The 21,365-nt window shown below is 60.7% G+C and carries 9 protein-coding genes and 1 pseudogene; all 10 read right to left on the reverse strand.

The window, feature by feature from the left end:
• Positions 1–124: 124 nt before the first annotated feature.
• Complete coding sequence (locus tag HX875_RS05780; RefSeq protein ID WP_256348039.1) at positions 125–448, reverse strand: hypothetical protein; 324 nt, start codon at positions 446–448, stop codon at positions 125–127.
• Between the two features lie 180 nt (positions 449–628).
• Positions 629–994, reverse strand: coding sequence for a hypothetical protein (locus HX875_RS05785; RefSeq protein ID WP_177042365.1), 366 nt, complete (start codon positions 992–994; stop codon positions 629–631).
• Between the two features lie 314 nt (positions 995–1,308).
• The gene (locus tag HX875_RS05790) at positions 1,309–1,839 is read right to left on the reverse strand and encodes an SMI1/KNR4 family protein (protein ID WP_177042367.1); all 531 of its coding nucleotides are present in this window, start codon (positions 1,837–1,839) and stop codon (positions 1,309–1,311) included.
• 74 nt (positions 1,840–1,913) lie between these two features.
• A pseudogene (locus tag HX875_RS05795) lies at positions 1,914–11,165 on the reverse strand (two-partner secretion domain-containing protein); the annotation flags it as partial.
• Positions 11,166–11,196: 31 nt separating this feature from the next.
• A complete protein-coding gene (locus tag HX875_RS05800; RefSeq protein ID WP_177042371.1) occupies positions 11,197–12,918 on the reverse strand; it encodes a ShlB/FhaC/HecB family hemolysin secretion/activation protein in 1,722 nt (573 codons plus the stop codon).
• A 304-nt stretch (positions 12,919–13,222) separates the two neighbouring features.
• A complete protein-coding gene (gene pgaD, locus HX875_RS05805) occupies positions 13,223–13,711 on the reverse strand; it encodes a poly-beta-1,6-N-acetyl-D-glucosamine biosynthesis protein PgaD (protein ID WP_177042372.1) in 489 nt (162 codons plus the stop codon).
• Complete coding sequence (gene pgaC / locus HX875_RS05810; protein ID WP_177042374.1) at positions 13,708–15,054, reverse strand: poly-beta-1,6-N-acetyl-D-glucosamine synthase; 1,347 nt, start codon at positions 15,052–15,054, stop codon at positions 13,708–13,710. Before pgaC ends, pgaD begins: the two co-directional genes overlap by 4 nt.
• Positions 15,055–15,057: 3 nt before the next feature.
• A complete protein-coding gene (gene pgaB, locus HX875_RS05815; protein ID WP_177042376.1) occupies positions 15,058–17,055 on the reverse strand; it encodes a poly-beta-1,6-N-acetyl-D-glucosamine N-deacetylase PgaB in 1,998 nt (665 codons plus the stop codon).
• Positions 17,056–17,067: 12 nt separating this feature from the next.
• The gene (pgaA, locus tag HX875_RS05820) at positions 17,068–19,521 is read right to left on the reverse strand and encodes a poly-beta-1,6 N-acetyl-D-glucosamine export porin PgaA (protein WP_177042378.1); all 2,454 of its coding nucleotides are present in this window, start codon (positions 19,519–19,521) and stop codon (positions 17,068–17,070) included.
• Between the two features lie 181 nt (positions 19,522–19,702).
• Positions 19,703–21,199 (reverse strand): YdgA family protein, encoded by a 1,497-nt coding sequence (locus HX875_RS05825; protein ID WP_177042380.1) that lies wholly within the window; start codon positions 21,197–21,199, stop codon positions 19,703–19,705.
• Between the last annotated feature and the right edge of the window lie 166 nt (positions 21,200–21,365).

Genomic DNA, 21,365 nt, shown 5'->3' on the forward strand with positions numbered 1-21,365 from the left:
GAACAGCTCTGCCACCCTTAAACGTGGTCTGACCCCTATTTCTCACGAACAACACCTGTCCAAGTCGTACCAGAAGTAACCACAGGCGCGGGAGGCACGACTTCACCTGCCGCTTTTGCACCAGCTAATCAAGCGAGAATGATGAGAAGTAAAACGACAGCTTTTTATCCTCAAGATCACTCAGTTGATAACGCATCCTATCGAAGCCAGAATCCAGCTTACTAACGTTCATGTGCATCAGCTGAGTTAATCCGCCGCCAAAATCACGGGACGTAAATTGGCTAATATCAATGAACCTGATACTCACCACATCAGCCCCTACCTTTTCAGAGGCAGAAATCGATAAAGATAAATCATAAGCCATCCCGTCAACATTCAACTGAATATTAATTGCATGCAGGCAGTTGTGAGCAACAAGCAATTCATTCAATTCTGGAAGACTAATCATTATTAATCCTCGTCTCTTTCCCATTGGAGCCATAGCCTGGACCATATTCATAGGTATGCGTGTGGGGGTCGAAATGATATTCCGCAGGCTTTTCTTGGTTTCCATATCCGTGATTAGTGTAATCCGTTCTTTTAACCTGCCGGGAAATAGGGGTCAGACCACTATTTTTTCCCTCTAGCTTTAAAGATAAAGCTCTTTAACAACTGCAATTTCTGCAGCAACCTGCTCAGATTTAACACCCAACCCACCCTTCTCGGCCTCACTCAATAAATCAAACTTTCTAAATGCATCAGATAGAATCTCCAACATATCCTGAGCATATACACTTTCCTTCGAAAGTTTAACTCCATGAGCTGCACCCCACTTATATATTGCTGTTTGCAAAATAATATTAGCGAGTGGATCATCATTATGGAGAAGCTCCGACTCATCTTGTACGTAGGCAAATGCCTGCTCAGGCTTCAGATTTAGCTCTCCCAACGCCTTATTGTAAAGCCGCTGCACTACCTGCTGAATTTCGTCGTACGTGATTTTCTCGTAGGGCATTATTTATCTACCGTAAAAATATTGAGTTGAATCTTTGGATATCGGTCACGAAACTGCTTAATCACATCACTACAACTAGCAGAAATAGGGGTCAGACCACTATTAATGATTTAATTAGAAAACCGTGGTCTGACCCCTATTTCTGATGATTTAATTAGAAAACCGTGGTCTGACCCCTATTTCTGCTCTATTTCTAGGGGGTAAAGGGCCTTCTGATGCACCTGGACCACGGGGCGTTATGACTTTGTAACTTGACCCGAGATCAGTGGTAAGTGGCGCTGGCTGAGGTGAAACAGGAATTGGCCCTTTTGCACCTAATCAGCAGCTGTAAAAAAATGCTTATCCAGATCAACAGGAGGAAACTGACTAGGTAGAATTTTTGACGAAATACCTCTGCTAAGCAGCTTTAAAAGAAACTCAACACAACCGAAGTTGTAGACCTCTTCCTCCCCCTGATCCGAGCTATGAATAGCAACTTTCCATGAGTCTGGCTCTCCTTCAACCAACCAAACAAGAGTTTCTCCATTATCCGTTACCGCCCAAGGAAGAAAAGAACCTTCCGCAGGGTAATCTGGTCTTGGATAGTCCGATAAAAACTCCTGCCTCATTACAGCATATGCATCTACAAAGTACTTACTTTTTTCAAAGTTCAAATTTGGGTTTTTTGAAAATGGGTCTAACACCCATACGAAATCGTCTACTGCTCCACATCCGTAAATCGATATAAGCTGTTTAAAATCATTTGGCAATCGCAGACCTACCTCAGACTCAAAAGTCGCCCAAGCCGCATTATCGAAGTTTCGCTGAGAGGGTGGCGAAAGAAGACTAATCAGTTTATCTATCATTCTTACTTAACTCCACTCACGTTCGGAATTGATACATCAAGGGTAAAACCGCTTGACCCACGAGCAGACAACGTTACACCGGTTGGCATTAGGTTTGTGCCTGTATAAACAGGCACCGCCCTATAGCTTACTGTTTCACCACTCTGCACTGCGCCCCTGACTTGACGCTCAAATGAACTCATATTCGGATGATTTGCGTTGCGCTGGAAAAGTGTTACCAAATTTCTTGCATCATCACCAGCCCCTCCTAGTGAATTTGCAAGCAAATGTCCTCGCGCATGGTTAGCAGGCTGCCCCTCAAAACCTGGAGGTCGAATCGCTGGGTTAGCGCTTGAACCCCCGCCCAATGAATCCTCCCTAAGGACTGCTGTAACCCCAGTAGGTCGACCAAGTGAGTCAAGCTCGCCAAGAATTACACTGCTTGGGGCATTTGGACTTGGCTTGGCAATCGACGGGTAGCTACTTTCTGGAATTGCTTTTGTCCCAAAATACCCCTCCGGCAGCGCACACGGCCCCGTATTGTGCACCCACGTCTTCAAATCCCCAACGTAGAACGTATGCCCCACATCAACCGTCAGGTTGTACGTTTCGCCCACTGGCAGATAGAGCTCCAGCGACTCAACCTCAGATGACGTGTTGTCCGTGTCGCCATCTGCCAAGGATTGCAGCAGGTCCCCAGGCTTCAGATCGATTACAGAGATAAAGTCGCGCTTGGCCGGTACGTAGAACGGATGGCCGGGGGTGACCAGCAGGGTTTCGCCTTCCGCTTTGCCGTCTGCGCGAACGCTTTTCAGTTTGAGGCGGTAAATCGGTTGGTCGGTGCGTTGATGGGTGGCCAGAATTTTTGCGGCGAAGGGTTTGCCGCCTTTTTCGGGTTTGCTCCAGACCACGTCGCCGACTTTGAGCGACTCGATGGTACGGTCGCCGTTGGGGGTCGAGACTTTAGTGCCGGCCGCGAAGCAGCAAGGCTCTTTGTAATTCGAGAGAACGACGTCATCGCGTCGAGTCGCGAACAGGTCATCGGCCCTGGCGAAGCTGCCCACATCACCGGTGTAGGCGGTTTGCTCGTATTTCCCAATCGAAGTTGTCGGGGCTGTCGCATTGGCGCCGGTGCGCTCGAAGCGCACGGCCGAATCAAGGCTGTTGGGGCTCAGGCCATAGTTGGGGATGTCATCCGCAACGCGTGCGATTCCGTTGCTGCCAAGCGTTTCCTGGCGCCCCACGTTGGTCAAACCGACGTCGCTACGGGCCACAAGTGCGCCGTCGGCCCTGACGACGCTTGCAGCCTCGCCAACCTTGGAAACCTGCCCAAATCGGCCGGAAGGCGCGATCATGGTTAAACCATCAGTCATTAACTCAGTGACTTGCGCCGCTGACTCATAGCTGTTGCCTTGCAAGCGCGAGACAAATTCTCTGCCCGTCTGCCTGGTGATCATTTGGCCGCCACGGTCCACCGTCGGGTCGGCAATCGGCCCCAGCAGGCCGTTGGTCATTTCCAGTGGGCTGCTATTACCTAAAAGCCCACCGACAGTCTTGGCAAAGCCTTGCACTGACCCCCATAGACTGCGGCCAGCCCCTACTGCCAGGCCTTTGGCAACGTCGCTGTAGTCAGTCGGTTTGCCGCTGTAATCCAGGTTAGTCTCGTAAAAATCCACCAACCCTTGGGTGTTGCGCCCTTTCGGATCACCCAGATAGTCGATGTTTATAGTGCTGTCTTTGTAAGCAGTCGGCCGAGTCGCGTGGAAATCAAGAATCAAGGCCGCTGTTTCATTACCTGAGTACCCCCGCTTACTGCCGTCTGCGGAAGCGTCGGTTCGGGCGTATTGATCTGCAATAGATGCAAGCGCAACACCCAGATGCTGCAAAGTAGCCGTGTCGATAGCGTCTACGTCTTTTTGCGAGATCGACTTGTTCCAACCTTCATCGGTGTTGTACGCCAGGGCAACGCCCATCAGTCGCGTGGCTTCTTCGACACTGATGCCTTTTTCCGCTGCCAGCGCCGGCGCTTGCTTTTCAATCAACTCAGGCGCGCTTGGGTGCAACTGCTCGTTGTACCGCTCAACATTGCCCGCCACCCAGGCGGCGTCATTCGGGTTGCCGTTAACCAGCGAGCCGGCGGCGATACCGATGAGCTGCGCGGTGGCGACTTTGAATTGATCATCGGTAGCGAAACGCTCATCCAGGTACTTACCGAGGTTCTCGTTCGCAATCGCCGTCAAGCCCTCCGCCGCACCGGCGGCAATGGCGCCGGTTTTGAAGTCGCCGCCTCGGGCCGCTGAGAGTGCGCCACCGAGGAGGGCATGCATCAAGACCTTCTGCGTCGAGCCGGGGCTCAGGTCCAGCTCGTTCGCGAGGTTGCCAAGGCCCTTGTTACCCGCTGCTGCGGCAAGGTCGAAACCTTGCGACACCAAGGCCGAGCCGAGGTTGTCTTTCAAGCTACCGCCGTTGATGGCGGTAGAGATGCCACTTTCGATGACGGCATGGGTGCCACCGCGCAGCACCGCATCCTGCGCTTTCTGCCAACTGAGCCAGTCACTGGAATAGCCTGGGTTTTGCACCGGCCCCGCCGTGGTGACTTTCGCGCCCGCACCGTCGGCCGGGCTTGCGCCCTTGAACCAATTACTGTCTGCGTAGTTCAACGCGCCGGTTGCAAGGCCGGCGATGGCGGCGTTTTTCAGGCTGCTGCTGCTGAAGGTGTCCTTTAGCGCAAGGCCGAGGTTGCCTTTGTTATTGATCGTGCTCACAGCACCGGTACTGGCCAGCGAGGTCAGTGCGGCGGTGGCCATCATGTTGCCAAGCCCGGCACTGGTGGCTGCAACCGCAGCCGACGTACTGGTCGCCGCAACCGCAGCTGTGCCGGCGGCCATGGTAGAACCGGCGCCTACAGCACTGCCCGCTGACGCTGCCAATGCGCTTGCACCCCCAGCCGTCACAATGGTGACAATGATGATGACCGCCAACATGGCACCCTGGCCCATGCCCGAGTTGCTGTACTTGAAGGAGTCATGCAGCTCTTTTACCTGGCGCCAATCCACGTCGCCGCGTTTCTCGGCATCCTTTAGCCAGGCCAACTGCGGGTCGGCCTTGACCATGGTGTCGATGGTCTGGCTGACAGTTTGCTGGTCAACTTGCTTGACGTCGATTTTCAGGCCATTGACGGCCTCGATGACGGTCTGCCCTTTGGCAACCAGTTCGCTCTGGCGCAGGGTTTCATCGGTTTTGCCTTTGCCCTTCATCGAGAACCAAGCCATGTCGCTCTTGCTCTTGGTATGGCTCTCGTCGTGATAGTCCTTCACGCCTTCAAACGTCACGGCGCCGCCGCTTTTCAGGATCAGGTCGTTGCCGCTGTTGAGCTTGGCGACCTGGTAAAGCTGGTCGCCGTTGCTAACCAGTGTCAGGTTGCCTGCGGTCTTGATTTCAGTGCCGACGTTGGTGGTTTGGGTGACTTCGTCGCGCTTGGCTTTCTTCGCGCCCCAGCCAGCGTTCTCCTTCATGTCATACAACGTATGCGTACTGTTCTGCGCCGCCAGCAAACTCAACTTATCCCCGCTATACAGATAAGCCTCATTACCCGCACTGATCTTGCTCGCCACCAACGTAGTGTCGCGCCCGGCCTGGCTCGTAAAGTCCCCGCCTGCCGTCAACACACTGGCTAACTGCGTGGTCTGCTCATCCGCCGTCTTGATACGTTTCTTGCCGTCCTTCTCTTTGCCTTCGACGTTGTGCACATCGCTGACAGACGCAACGTTGAAATCGCGCCCAGCCTGAATATTCAGGTTCTTACCGGCAGTGGCGGTGCTGCCAATAATGTTGACGTCTTGCCCAGCCTGCATGTTGACGTTGCCGCCCGCCGTGACGCTGGCTGCAAGGTTTTTGACGTCGGTGGTGATGGTGGATTTTTCGCCGCCATCAATGGTGTTGTGGATCACGCTGGTGTCGCTGACGGCGACGAGGTTGAGGTCGCGGCCGGCGGTGAGGGTGGCGTCGTTGCCGGCGACCAGGGCGCCGTGGTTGTTGAGGTCGCGCCCGGCTTCAATGGCCAGGTTGCCGCGCGCGCTGATGGTGCTCGCGCTGGCATCGGTGAGGGTGCGCATGCCGACGCCTTCACGCACTTGGATCGCGGTGTTGTCGTTGGTGATGTCGCCTTTGAGGGTGGTAAGGCTGACTTGATTGCCGCGAATTTCGCCGCCCATGGCGTTACGGATGCTGTCTTGGGCCAGCAGGCTCAGGTTGTTGCCGGCTTCGATCAGGCCGCCGTTGTAGAGGCTGCCACCACTCGCGGCGCTGAGGCTGTTGCTGGCGCGCAGGGTGCCGACGTTAACCAGGTCGCCGCCGGTGACGAGGTTGAGGTCGCGACCCTGGATCAGGCTGTTGCCGCGCACGTTGCGCGATTCGGCCTGGGCCAGGTAGAGCACCGGCACGAGGACGGTCTGGCCGTCGACCACGCGGTTTTCCATCCACACGATGTCGTGGGTCAGGGCGCCGACTTGCTGGCCGGTGAGGGACACGCCGACGCTCAGGCGCAGCGCGTCTTTGCTGGCCAGGGCGTTGTCCATCAGGTAGCGGAACTGGTCGGCGTCGCTGAGCAGGCCGCCGGCCAGGAAACGTTGGCCGGTTTGTGCGAGTACGGCGTCGCGAATCAGGCGCGTCTCGTATTGGCCATCGCCGAGGCGGCGCCAGGCGTTGTCGCTGTTGAAGCCGAGTTTGCCGAGCATGTAGTCGGAGCTGAAGAAGCCCGACGCGGTGGTGAACTCGGGGTTGGTTTCGATCAGGTAGTGGCTGGTGGGGTCGGCGCTTTTGACGAACAGGCCGTATTCACCCTTGGGCAGCTGGAAGTACGGCGAGGTGGTGGGGTCGACCGGGGCGAACGGCGTGCCGGTGTAGTCCACGGGCACGAAGCCGCCACCCGGAGCGAGGGTCACCACCGGCAGCACGGTGCCGGGCGCCTGGGCGCTGGCGTCGTTGACGTGCTTGCTGAGGTTGATATTGATACCGCCGACGGGGATGCCGGTCTGGTCGTTGTCGAGGGTGCCGGTCAGCTGCGCCAGGGTGTTCTCGTGCAGCGTGCCGTTTTGTACTTTGTGGGTGACTTTGGACAGGTCGACGGTGCCGCCGGCTTGCAGGGTGGCGTCGTAGGCGAGGCCGCCGTTAGGGGTCCAAGTGGTGACGTCACTCGATTGCCGGAACGGATCGCTATTGGGCGACAGCGCTTTCAGCGCTTCAAACGTTGCCTTGTTGAAATTCCCGGCCGCCGTCGCGTTGTTGAACGCAGGCACATCGACGTATTCCATGCGTTCCCACAGGTGCTTGTCGACATGCCCCGGCGTGCCGATGACGATTCTGCGTTGCCCGGTGCGCGTGCTGGAGCCTTCGTTTAGCAAATCCTGTGCGGTGATGCTCAAGTTACCGTTAGCGGCCATCAGGCTGTTGCGGTTCTGCACGGTGTCGCCTTGCAGCAGCATGTCTTGGCCAGCCACCAGCCGCGCCGAGGCCGAATCCTGGATCGCTGCGTCAAGGTAGGTCTCATTGATGGTGATGGTGCCGCGCCGCCAGCTGTCCTTCTCGCCGCAGTGCTGCCCGCACACCCAGCTCAAGCTGCCGGTCTGGAGAGTTTGACCCAACTCGAACTTGTCTTTGGCGTTTTCGATAAAGCCTGCGCTGATGCCGATGTAGCCTTCGCTTTCCACGGTGCCGGAGCGGTTGCTGAACAGCACCGCACGCCCGCCGTCCACGCCCGCAAACGTGAGGTTGCCTTTGCTGTAGACGTCGCCGTAGCTGTTGGCGAAACCGTTGGCACGCAGGCTCAGGTCGCCACCGCTGAACAGCAGCGAATCGGCGCCATTGGTGATGCCGTTGACGGCGGTGAGATTCACCGCGCCCTGGGCACCCATCGTGCCACGGTTGCCGATTTGTGCCGCTGCGATATCCAGTTGCTGACGTGCGGTGAGGAAGCCGAGGTTGTCGAGGGTACCGCTCAGTTTGAGCTGGGTGGTGTTGCCCGCCAGGCGTCCGCCGTTCTGGCTGAGGTTGTTGGCCGTCACGCTGAGGTTTTGCTGGGTGGCAATGCGGCCGCTATTGTTCAGGTCGCCGCTCAGGGTGATGCTCACGTTGCCGTCGCTGAGCAGTTCGCCGCCGTTGTTCAGGCTGGCCACGTCGAGGGTCAAGCCCTTGCTGCTGGCCATGCGGTCGCCGGCTTTGAGGGTCAGGCCTTGGGCGCTTCGATAAGTGAGGGCTTCGTTGAGCTGCAAGCGGCCCAGGCCGTCGACGCTGCCGAATGCCCAGTCAGCGGTGCCCATGCCATTGATGCTGCCCTGGCTGCCGGTGAGGCTGGCGGTGTTGATGCGGAACAGGCCGTTGCCCGCGTGCTGCAACTGGCCACCCTGGTTGTTCAGGTGCGTAGCATCAAGGCTGAAAGCTGTGCTGCCGAACTCGAGGGTGCCGTCCTGGTTGTTCAGCGTGCCGCTGAGGTCAAGGCTACTGCTGGCACCGGCCAGCGCACGCAGTTGCCCGCGTGCGCTGTTGTCGAGGTTGCCACCGTTGAGGGTCAGGCCCTGGTTGGCTTCAATCAGGCCGCCTTGGTTGGTGAGCGTGTCGCGTGAAGTCAGGTTGAGTTGGTTGCCGCTGATCTGGCCGCCCGCGCTGTTGTTGAGGGTGTTGCCTGTGATCGTCACCTGTTCTTTACCGAACAGCTTGCCACCTTGGTTGGCCAGGGCTTCGACGGTCAGTTGCAGGTTGCCGACCAGGCTGGCCAATGTGCCGTTGCTGGCGTTGTTCACGCTGTCGGCGGTGACGGTCAGGGTGTCGCCTTGCACGGTGCCGCCCGTGTTATCCAGGCTGCCGGTATCCAGTTGGGTATGTGCGCCGCCGCTGAGCATCAGGCCTTTGCGGTTGGTCGCGTCCTGGCCGCTGTAGCTCAGGCCCTGGTTACCGGCCAGCAGTTGGCCGCCATCGTTGTTCAGGTGCTGTGCAGCGATGTCCAGGCGCTTGCCGCGCAGAGTGCCGCCGCTGTTGTCGAGGGTGGTGAGCGCCTTGACCAGCACGCTGCGCTCACCAGCGTCGATGACCCCGCCAGCGTTGGTCAGCAGGTCGCTGACGTTGAGGGTCACGTCGCTGCCATTACTGACCAGCGAGCCTTTGTTGCCGTTGTTGAGGGTTTGCGCGGTGACGTCAACCGAGGTGCCGATCAGGATACCGGCGCTGTTGTCCAGCCGCTCGCCTTGTACCTGCAACAGGCCTTCACTTTGAATACGGCCCTGGGCATTGAGCAACTGGCCCGGGCCCTTGAGCAGCAGGCTCACGCCCGGCGCGCCACCGGCCAGCAGGCCTGCGTTGCGGTTGTCGAGGCCAGAGGCGCGCACGTCGAGCTGGTCGCCCACCACGCGCCCGGCGCGGTTGTCGATGTCACCGCCGGTCACGTCGAGCAGCAGTTGTTTGCCGACGATTACGCCGCTCTGGTTATCCAGGTTCGCCGCGTGCAGCTCGATATCGCCCTGCCCGGCCTGCAAGCGTCCTTGGGCGTTATTGAGCTGTTGCGCCGTGACGAGGGTCAACTTACCGGTGTTGGCGCTCAGTACGCCGTTGGCGTTGCTGCTGAGGTTGCCGGCGCTGAGGTTCAGGTCGGTGCTGGCCTGGGCAAAACCCTGGCTGTTGTTGAACCCATTGGCGACGGTGAGGTTCAGTGCGCCGTTGTCGGCCTGGATCAGGCCCTTGAGACTGTTGTCGAGGTCGCTGGCGTCCACCGTAAGGGCACCTGCGATCAGCTTGCCGTTCTGGTTATTCAGGCTGCCGGCGTTGACGGTAAGGGCGTTGGCGATAACTTGCCCGCCGCTGTTGTTGAGTGCGGCGCTGGTCAGCACCAGGCTGCCGCCGGACATTTCGATGCGGCCTTGGCGGTTGTCCAAAGAGGCGCTGTCGAGGGTAGCGACCTGGCCTTCGCCGAAGCGAATCAACCCGCCCAGGTTGACGATGGCCGGTGCGCTGATCGCCAGGCTCTGCTCGCCGTACACACGGGCGGTGGCGCCCTGGTTGGTCAGCTTGGCGGTGCTGATGCTAACGGTCTTGGCCTGGATGATACTGCCCTGGTTGGTCAGCGCCTGCGCGGCGGTGATGGCCAACGCGCGACTGGCCAGCAGATCGCCGCTGGTGTTCACGGTTTGCGCGTTCACCACCACATCGCCCGTGGCATTGCGGCTGTTGTCCGCCTGTACGCCCGCTTCGATGATGCCCGGGTTAGTAACCTTGATCGCGTTGAGTTCGATACGTTGGCCGGCGGCCAGGCTCTTCTGGTTGACCAGTTCTTCGGCGCTGCTCACCTGCACATTGCCGGTGGCGTAGACCTTGTCCGTCAGGTTGACGCTTTGCGCGGTGACCTTGAGGTTACCGGTGGCTGCCGTCTGCGCCATGCTCAGGTGCCCATTGGCATCGAGCTGGATATCGCCGCCACTGGCAGCCAGTGTGCCGTCGAGCTTCACGCCCACGCCGGCCTCGGTGCCCACCAGTTTGATGGCGCCTGCGTACATGCCGCCCAGCGCCGAGGAGTCGATGGCCAACTCAGGCTTGGCGCTCCCGTCATCGGCGCGTGCGGTGGCTTTCAGACTTTTGGCATCGACGTCGTTACGCCCGGCGATCACGGTCAATTCGCGGGCATTGATCTGCGCATTGATCTTGGCCGAGCGGGTGATGATTTCGAAGCGGTCGACGTTGCTGGCGTTCAGGCCCTGGCCGTCGATGGTCACGGCGCCGCCGTCAACCTGATAGCGCTGCAACTGGCCGTTCGCGTCGAGCACCGGTTTGCCGGTGGTGAGGGTCACGTTGGGGGTGTTGATGAAGCCGCAGCCGCTGCACGTGACGCCGTACGGGTTGGCAACGATGACCTTGGCCGACTGGCCCGCCACTTCGGTGTAGCCACGCAGTTGGCTGGGGCGGCCGCCGTTGACTTCGTTGAGGATAACGCTGGCCGCGCCGCCCTTGAGGTTGGGGTTGCCGACGATGTAGCCACCCAACTGGGTATTCGTCATGGGGCCGCTGGCGTTGTTGAGGATCACGCCGTTGGGGCCGACGTTGTAGTCCTTGAATTGGTTGTGGGACAAGCCACTGCCATTGGGGGTGGCGATGTTCACCACCGGCACGCCATTGCCGGCCTGGCCGACGGTGGTGCCCGGCGCACTGACCACAATGCCTTCGGCCTGGGCCAGCAGCGGCTGCCAGAACAGCGCGTTGGCCAGGATCAGCACCAGGCCGCGCTTGGGCAGGCCGAAGAACGAGTCTCGCGGTTTCAGCGCAGCAGAAGGTTGGCGGGCCAGGAAGGCAAAGTGGCGAACATCCATTGTCATATTCTCGATGTAACGGGGCGTTGAATTACAGGAAGAAATCCATGCGGAAGTAGATCGGCGCTTCGCGCTCGCTCATCACTGCCGGGCGTTCCAGGGAATGGGCAAAGGTCACGCTGGTGCTGACGTATTTGCCGCGGGCAAACAGCTCCAGGGAGTTGCTCGAGACCCGGCCGTGCACGTTGTCGTTGTAGCGGTCGTTGCGGATCACGCCCTGGTCGTAGCCGACGCTGGCGCCGTATTCAGCGAAGGCCGGGCGCATCCAGTCCCAGGTCACCGGGCGCGCCCAGCGCACGTCGTTGCGCCAATAGCCGCCGCTGTCGCCGGTGAGCTGCTGGTCTTTGAAACCACGCACCGAGGCCGAGCCACCCAGGCTCATGCGCTGGGGGCTGAACAGGATGTCTTCACTGCGTTGGCCGGTGGCCAGGCTGGAGAAACTGAACGACTCGCCCCACAGCGTGAACGGCTGCAGGTAGCTGACGGTGGCGGTGTATTTGCGATAGCGCGCGTTGGCCAGGCGATTGCCGTACTGATCGCGCTCGTTTTCGGCTTGGGCGTCGAAGGCGCCGATACCGTTCTGCATGCCCAGGTCGAGGTTGACGAAGGCATTGCCGATGCGCCGGCCGTGGTTGATGCCCAGTTGCAGTTCGCTGAGGCGGTTACTGCTGGGCTCGGTGCGCACGTCGAGGATGTAGTTGTTGGTGCGCAGGTGCGACAGCCCGACGTTCACCGAGGTCTTGCTCACGTCGTCACGATGGATCACCCGCTCGGCGCGCAACTGGTGGTTTTCGTTGTCGCCGTTCTGCTTGAATTTAAAGTCGTTGGTCACGCCAAAGGTGCGGTAATCACTCTCGCTGTAGGTGTAGCTGAAGTTCCACCAGCCCCACGGTACGTTGTAGTAGAGCATGGTGTTTTTCGAGGTTTTCTGGTGATCGCTGACGGCGTCGTGGCCACCGCGCAGCACCAGTTGGTCGGCCAGGCCGAGCGGGCTGTCCCACTCAAGGCCCGCGCCCCATTGCTGTTCGCCGGTACTTTTCTGCCCGTCGTTGTTACGCGACAGGCTCGCGCGCCAGGGCTTTTGCGGGACGTTCTTGACCTGTACTTCACTGCCGCCCACCTGGCTGCCGGGGGTCAGTTCCATTTGTGCCTGCTTGGACGGCAAGCGATTCAACTGGTCCACCAACTGCTCGATTTCCCGCAGGTTCAATTGCTCGCCGACCTTGCCGGGAAAGGCCATGGCCAGCTCGCGTTGGGACAGGTTGCTGCCATCGGCGCCCTTCAGGCCTTCAAGTTTGCCTTCCACCACCAACACCTGAAGGTGGCCGGTAGAAAGGTCCTGCTGCGGCAAGTAAGCCCGGCTGGTGACCATGCCTTTGTCGATGTAGTAGTCGGTGATCGCCTTGAGCACCTGATTGAGCTGGGAGACGCCCAGGCACTGGCCGATGTAAGGCTTGAGCAGGCGCTCGCGATCCTTGGCGGGCAGGCTGTCGGCGCCCTTGAGCTCAATGTCTTTGATCGGGAAGCAACGGGTGTCGACCGGGGTGGCAGGCGCCTGGGGTTTGGCTTCTTTACCGGGCAGATCCTTGAGTTCTTCAAGGCGCCGGCGCTGTTCTTCCAGCAGACGGTTTTGCCGGTCGCGGATCAGGTCCTGATCGCCCGGCGTAGGCGCCGCCACCGCACTATTGAGTGCGAAACAAGTCAGCAGGCAAACGCCCAGCAGCAGCCGAGTCCGTGGCAGTAATAAAGACATGTTCGATCCGTCGAAAAAGCGGGGGCCGGCAAACTAACATCGAACTTCCGGTGGGCCAAGATTCTGGCTTAGTGGGAAGCCATGATTAACATGCCTGTAAGTTGCTGATTATTAACAATAAATAAATCATGCAACGTTTAATCGCTTGCAATTGGAATTTTTATTCCGACAAGCGGTAACAGTTTTGATACAACTTAAACGGGGCACTTAGAGTTGCCACTAGTTAGCCATCAAGTTGTATCAAGACTGATTAGTAGCCAAAAGACGAGAAAAGTTCGCACTGATTTTGTGAATTGGATCCCATTTATCGGCCTGAGGCTTCCTTGATCCGCTCCTGTTCCGCTACCAACTTCAATCCCGGCCGCTCCACATGCCGCGAGACGTGCGCGGTCACTTCCTGCACACCGCCTTCCTGGTCGTTATGAATCACCAGCACACCCGGGCGGCGCAGTTGCTCCAGGTCGCCTTCGCCCAGGCTGAAACTGTCACTCAGGCGCTGGTCGCTCAACGCCTTGGCTGCCGAACGCCGCTGGGCAAAACGCTTGCCGCGCCGCTGCTGGTAACGTGCCCAACCGATCAGCACCACGGCGTTGAACACCGCGATCCACAGGTAAATCTGCAAGGTATCCAGCGCTGCAAAAATCGGCGCTTCGACCCGGGGGCCGCCATGGCTGTCGAGCATCGGCACCAGCCCACGCACCAGCAGGATGATCAGGCCGGCCCAGGCCAGCAGGGTCAGGAACACGTCGATCGCCCACATCACCGGGCGTTGTTGGGTACGAATCAGGTTCATGGTTGCAGTTCCTTGGTGGGGGCTTTGATACCGCGATCCGGGCTGACCCAGCGCGCGCGTTTCTGGTGTTGGCGGAACAGCACTTTAGGGAAGCTGACCAGGGTGGTGAACAGGCTCACCAGCCAGAACACCAGCGGGTACCAGACGGTCCAGAACAGGGTTTTCCACAGGCCCTTTTCATAGCGCCGGTCGATCATGATGCTCACCGCGAACTGCACCAGGCACACCACCGCCAGCAGCAGGCCGGTGAAGGCCGGCGGCATCAGCGAGTCGACGGCAATGGCGGCGGGCAGCGTCACGACTTTGCCCACCGCCCAGAAAATCACCGAGAGCAAAAAGGTGAAGGCCCAGCCGGTGGACAGGCAGTACTCGAACAACAGCGGCCACAGGTAGCGATGGCGCCACTGCCAGATGCCCCGGATATTCTTGAACAGCACTTCGGCGCCGCCCTGGGCCCAGCGCAGGCGCTGCTTCCACAGGCCGCCGAGGGTTTCCGGCATCAGGATCCAGCACAGTGCGCGGGGCTCGTAGAAGATGCTCCAGTGGTCCAGTTGCAGCTTCCAGCTCACGTCGATGTCTTCGGTGATCATGTCGGTGCTCCAGTAGTCGACCCGGTCCAGGGCCGCCCGCCGAAACGCCACCACCACACCGGAGACGGTGAAGATCCGTCCGAATACCCGCTGGGTGCGCTTGATCAAACCGATGATCGAAGAGAACTCGCCCACCTGCACCCGGCCGATCAAGGTCGAACGCGTGCGGATCCGTGGGTTGCCGGTGACAGCCCCCAGCCGTGGGTTGTCGAGCATCGGTGCCACCAGGTACGCGGCGGTGTTCGGTGAGAGCAACGCATCGCCGTCGATGCACACCAGATATTCACTGCGCGCCGCCACCGCGCCCATGCGCAGGGCCACGGCCTTGCCCTGGTTCTGCGCCAGGTGCAGCACCCGCAGGCGCGGCTCTTTCAATGCCAACGCGTCGAGCACGGCGGCGGTGTTGTCGCTGGAGCCGTCGTTGATCGCGATCACTTCGATGTTGCGGTACTGCTGGGCCAGCGCAGCGCCGATGGTCTCGGCGGCGTTGTCGCCTTCGTTGTAGCAAGGGATCAGGATCGAGATCAGCGGCTCGCCGGCCAACACCGGCGCCGGGGTGTCGTCAGCCCACGGCCAATGGCGCTCCCAGTGCAGCCAGAAGTACAAGCCGCCGGCGATCCACAGCCCGGACATGAACAGCGGATAGAAGAACACGAAGTCCATCAGGAACTGCCCGGTGACCAGAAAGATCAGGCCCAGGGGCACACCCAATACCAACGACAAGACAATAAGCGCGAGGATTCTGTCGAACATGAGTCAAGGATTCCACTGGTTGGAAAGGGCCGGACGCACGGTTTTCAGATCCGGCGAATTCTCCAGGAAGTTGTCGGGGTAGTAGCCAAAACTGGTCACGCCCTGGCGCTTGAGCACGCCCATCCACTCGGCCATTTGCGCGCCGGACAGGTCCGGGGCGGCCGGGGTGCGCCAGTCCTTGGCTTGCAACTCGAACACCGTGCGTTGCAGTGCACCGGGGCGGGCCTTGACGGTGGCCACGAGTTTTTCCAGCCAGGCGTTGGAGCCTTTGAGGTCCTGGCCTTCCATCAGCGGCATGGCCATCGGGGCGGTCCAGTCGTAGCTGGTGAGGAAGTCGTCAAGGTTCTGCGCGAACCAGGCTTCGCTGCCAGGGTTGAGCATCGGCTCGGCGAAGATATTGCGTGCGGTCTGCACTTGCGGGCCGCGCAGCGTGCGCACCTTGGCAGTCAGTTCGTGAGTGAAGTCGATCAGGTAGCGGCTCTTGAAACGGGTCCAGCGCTGCATCACCGCCGGGTCGGCGCGCAGGGCTTCGATGGTGTCGGGCAGGCCGTTGGCGGCGTAGGCCTTGAGCGCCAGCGGGCTGGCGTCTTCAAAGTCCGACAGCACCGCGTCGTCGTGGAACAGCACGCCGTCGATGGCACTGGTGCGGGCCAGGTCTTCGTAGATCTCACCGATGATCTGCCGCACCTTCGGGTCAAACGGCGACAGGCGCTGGTACTGGTCGGGGTCGATGGCAACCTTGCCGGTTTCCGGATCCCAGCGGGTGACGCGGGGCAGCTTGGCATCCAGGGCGAAACTGAGCACCGGCATCCAGGCAAACACATTCACATGGGCCCGGGTGCGCAGTTGCCAGGTGACGCGGTTGAACAGGTCGGCGCGCACCGGCAGGTGACGGTTGGGGAAGTACAGCGAATGCACCAGTCCATCGCCCTTGGGGTCGGCGAAGGCTTGCAGGAACACGGTGCTGGCGCCCATGTCGACCACGCGCTGGATCAGCTTGTCGAGGTTGCGCACCTGTTGTTCCGGGTCCGGGTCGTAGACGTTGTCCAGGTCCACATGCAGCACCCGCAGCGGCGCTTCGGTCTGGGTCGCGACGATGGCATTGGCGTAATGCTCGCCGTCCGGGTCGGAGGCCACCAGGAACCGCGGGCTGCTCATCAGGTTGCCGAGGCTGTCGAGGCCGTCTTCCAGGGTCAGGGCCATCTGGTAGCCCTGCTCGCCCACCACCGCCAGCGAGGTGCCATCGGCAGCGCCGTAAGGCCACACCCACACACGCGGCGCCTTGCCAGTGACGGCGCGGATCTTGTTGGAAATCGCCGTGACGTCGGTGCGCATCCGCGCCTGGAACTGGGCTTCGGTTTCGTAGCGGTTGGTCTTTGGATCAAAGCGCCGAGTGGTCGCGGCCGGTTGCAGGTTGCCCTGGGGGTTGGCCAGCACACCCTTGTGATTGGCGTCGGTGTGGGCGGCGATTTCCACCAGGCCGGACTGGGCGATTTCCCGCACCTGCTGCCAGGTCAGGAAGTCGGAGCGGGGCCGTGGTGTGCCGGCGAAATCCACCGGCTGGTTCAGCGGCGTATCCACCCATGCGCCCACCGGCGCCAGCAGCGCGTGCCAGTTGTAGCTGCGCAGGATCGGCATCACACGGGTATAGAAGCTCGCGTAGCCGTCGTCGAAACTGAGCATGATCGCCTTGGCCGGCAGCTCCGGGCCACCGCTGCGGGCCGCCAGGATCTGGTCGACGGTGACCGGCTGGTAGCCGTTTTCCCGCAACCACGCCAACTGCTCGATCAAGCGTTCAGTGCGTACCGCCACCACCGCTTGATCGGGGTCGCGGTCCTCGATGTCGTGGTAAGCGATACCGAGAAAATGGTTCTTCGGCCACGCCGCTTCGCTGGCAGGCTTGAGCCGCTCGGCGGGTGGAGTGAAAGGCGCGGGTTGCTGGGCGCAAGCGCTGCTCAGCATTAACCCCAGGGCCAACAGGCAACGGGACAAGACAGGCATGATCGGACTCTTCTAGAAGCGGTACGTGAGGTCGACGATCAGGCGCAGGTCGCTTTCGCGCTCACCGTCATAAGGTCGGCTGATCCAGCTGAGGTTGGCGCCGGTTTCGAGCACGTCGTTCCAGCGAAAACGCTGGCCGTAGCCCACCAATGCAACGCCGCCGGTGCCGTAGTCGCGCTGGCTGTAGGTGCCCGCACCCACCTGGAACTGCTGGCTCCACTGGGTTTCGTAGCGGTGGTAGAGCACGTGGTTGACGGTGGCCGTGGGCAGCACGCTGAAGTCCGAGCGCGGGTTGAAATACGGCGTGTCTTCCTTGGTGTTGCGGCTGGTGCCGACTTCCAGGCCAAGGTCAACTTGCACGCCGGGCGAGCTGTACACGCCTTGGCGGCCGGTGAGCAGCGCTTCGAGGCGGTTGTTGCCGTCGCTGAAATGGGACGGGCTGAGGGCCAGTTTCCATTCGCGGCTTTCGTTGGCGCGCCAGCGGATAAAACCGCTGCCGCCGTTGGCGGTGATGTCGGCGTTCAGCGCCCGCAACGGGGTGCTGGCGGAGAGGTAGTCGAGGCTACCGCCGTACTGCCATTGGTCATTGATGTCCCGGGCAATCGCGACCCGCGCGCCCTGCTTGGAGCCAAAACCGTAGGAGTGATTGGACACCTCGGCTTCCAGGGTCATGTCGCGGGTGCGCCGCTCTACGCCGAGGCGCTGCCAGCGGTGCTGGCCGGTGCCTTCTTCGAAATCGGCAGTGGCATAGCCGGCGCCGCCGAACACCCGCCAGTCTTCATCGATGGGCGGGCTGTAGAGCAAGGTCTCGATGCCGAAGTCGCGGCTGCCAGACACCGCGCCCGCGCCGTTATCGCCGCCACCGTTGCTTTTGCCGGTGTAGGCCTCGACGCGCAGTTCGGCCATGTCGTGCACATCCCGCAGGCGGCTGAGGCGTTGCACCTGGCGGTTGTCCGGGGCACGGTCGACGACGTCGTCGGTAAGTGCGTCGAGTTGGCGCCACTCCTGCAAATCCAGGGCGGTGTGGCCCTGGGAAACTTCCAGGCCGATGTCACGCGGGGCCTGGGCTTCGGTTTCCTTGAGAGTATTTTCGGCGCGCCGTGGCCAGTCGCGGGCGCGGTACATGTCGGCCTGGGCCAGGCGCAGGCCGATATTGCCGGGAGCCTGTTGCACCAGGGCTTCCAGGCCTTTTTCGCTGGCGGGCAGGTCGGCGCCATAGGTGCCGGCCTGGGCGGCCAATTGTTGGGCGTCCATCCAGGCATCGTTGGGGTTGCCGATGGGCAGGCCCTTGAGTTCGACCCGGGGTTTCTGGGTACTTGCCAGGTTGTCGGCGACTTCGCGAGCCTCTACGACCTGATCGTTTTCCAGCAAGGCGTAGAACAACGCGGTGCTGTCTTCGACGTGATCGCCGGCGTCTGCATCGCTCGCCGCCAGGGCCTGGCGATACAGCGGCGCCGCCTTTTCCGGCTGGCGCTGGTCGAGGTAGGCGGCGGCGACCCAACGCAATGCGTAGGTCGGCAGTTGCACGCCTTCGCCCTTCAGCACTTCGTAATCGCGCACTACGTCGGCGGTACGCGCCCGGGCTTTCAGCGCGCCCAGGCGGTCGATGCGCCAGCGCACCACGTCGTCATGGGCACTGGCCTCCGGCGTCCAGGTGGCGAGCAGTTGGTCGTAATCCTTGAGGGCGCGGTCGGCAATCACGTAGCGCTCTTTCTCACTGCGGGTGGCGAACTCGGCCAGGCGCACGCGCTCGGCGGCCAGGTCGCCTTCGAGGCGGCGCTGGGTGACCGGGTCCAGCAGGCCCGGGCGCTTGGCAGCCAGGCGCAAAGCCGGCTCCGGCAGGCGTGCGCGCTGCAGGGCGATGATGTATTCCCGGGCGACTTCGGGTTTGTTGCCGGCGCGGATGAACGCCTGGTCGAATTCGAACAGCGCGTCATAGGTGGAACCGGCGCGGGTCAGCGCGTAGCCCAAGGCCATGCGGCGATCGGCGTCGTCGGGCTTGGCGGCCACCAGGGCACGAGTACGCTGCACGGCTTCGGCTGTCTGGCCGGCGTCCGCCTGGGTCAGGGCCAGGCCCAGTTGCAGGTCGGGGTTATTCGGTTCGCGTTGCAGCGCCTGGCGATACACGGCAATCGCCGGTTCCCAGCGCTGCTGGTTGCGATAGGTGCGGGCGACGGTGGCCAGCGCTTGGGTAGTGAGGCTGCGATTGCGGCCCTGGGCCTCGTAGACCGTCAGCACTTCGGCATCCTGGCGCGCCCAGCTGGCGATCAGCAAATGATCACTGACCTGCCCCGGCGTCTGGCGCTCGGCAGGCAGTTGGCGCAGCAGGTTGAGGGCCGGACCGTAGTTGCCGCTGCGGGCCTGGTTGATCAGCGAATCATAGGCCGCATCGGCCGAGGCCACGACGGGCCACAGCAGTTGGCTGCAAAGCGCCAAGCGGATAAAGGGATGAACATTACGCGACATGTCGTCAGCTTCCTCACCTGGGAAAGCTGTAGCGATAAATTCACCTGCACGACACACCAGGCGGCCGACATCTGATGACGCGGCCAAGCTTTCCTGGGGCGCAATATCCTTGAGAGGGGTACAAAAAAGGCCAATTCAGAACAATTGTTCAGAATTGGCCTACATCACTTTGAGCCGAGTCTTATTGAGCGCCGCTGACCGCGCCGAACTTGCCCAGCACAAAACCAATGAATTGCTCGACGGTCATTTTCTGGCCGTTGAAGGTCACTTCATTGTTGGCGTAGTGCAGCTTGGACACGATATCGGTGCCCACCAGGGTCGCCAGTTGAGTGCCCACGGCCATGCCGCTGATCATCTCGCTGGCCGCCTGGGATTGCTGCTCGATGGCTTTCGGATCGGTCAAACCACCGATCTGCGCCTGCAAGCCCGCAACGTCCTGGATCATCGGCTTGGACAGGCTCAGGTTGGCGTCCAGCAGCGCAACGATTTGCTTGCCCAGTTCAACCGGCGGCAAGTCCATGCTCGACGGCTTGGCCAGGTCCAGCACCAGGTTGAAGCGGCTCTCGCCATTGGTGGTTTTCAGCGACAGGTTTTCGACCGCCACTTGCGGCTTGGCAGCCAGCAGTTGGTCGACGTTGGCCTGGGCCAGGGCCTGCTCGGCTTCGGTCAGTTGCAACTCAGGCACCGGCTTGCCGGCAGCCGCAGCGGCCTGGGCTGGTTGGACTTTTTCCTGGTAGAGCTTGGTCAGGACCAGCATCGACGGGATATCGACGTTCTTCATGCTGACCGCCATGGCCGCCGAACCCACTGGCTTGCCCTGGTAACCGATCTCGTCGATCTTGTAGTCGACACGGCCGGCCAGGTTGTTGTCCTTGGTTTCGCTGCTGTCTTTCTGCTCAAAGTTCTTGAGGGTCAGCACCGCTTGCTGCGGGCCGAAGGTGACCTTGGTGTTGGTCAGCTCGACGGTGTTCTGCCCGGTGTAGAAACCGAAGGTGGTTTTTTCCAGGTTGCTGGCGATGGTCAGGCCGCTGAGCTCGGCATCCAGCTTGGCGTTGTTGGCGTCGACGACCGAGACCTTGAGGCTGTCCATGTAGCCGCTGGCCTTGACCTTCTTGCCTTCGGCAGTGGAGTCGAAGTCCAGGTTGGCGCCGGAGAAGCTCACGGCCGACTTGTCGTCCTTGAGTTCCAGGGGCAGCAGTTCAATGTTGCCGGTCACCGAGCGGTCATAGCCAATGTTGGCCACGCCTTTGAGGGGCGATACGTCCTTGCTGGCGGCGAACCATTTTTCGGTGGTGGGGTTTTTCTCGAGTTCGTAGTGACTGGTGGCCATGACCGGCAGCCACTTCAGCGACACCAGGCGCGAGAACGGCAGCGGGCCGTGTTCGATATGGTCGACGAACAGCAGTTCGGTGTCCTGGTGGTTTTCGCCGAACACTGCGCCCTGGGCCTTGAGGCGATAGTGGGCAGTGCTGCTGAACAGCTGGCGGTCGAGGGAGACCAGTTCGAGGGTCACGGTGCCGTCGACACCGGCCATGGAGGTCTGCAGCTCCTTGTTGGCGTCCTGGATAGCGGTTTGCAGCACCGGCTCCAGTTGCTTGCCGGTGTACCAGGCACCGCCTGCGCTGATTGCACCAATGGCGACGACGATACCCAAGAGAACGACTGCTGGCTTATTCATGTAGTGACCTGATCAAATCCTGTGAAGTGGGCTGTCTTCCCTGAACCCCGTAGGGTGTCGGCTCAAGCCCGCCGAAATCCGGGGAAGATTAGCACTGGGTGAGGTGCAGAGCCCAGTTTTTCACTGACAGGGGACTACCGTGGCGAATATTAAATCGCCATCGCAG

This window comes from Pseudomonas yamanorum, from assembly GCF_013386765.1.
Taxonomy (GTDB): Bacteria; Pseudomonadota; Gammaproteobacteria; order Pseudomonadales; family Pseudomonadaceae; genus Aquipseudomonas; species Aquipseudomonas yamanorum_A.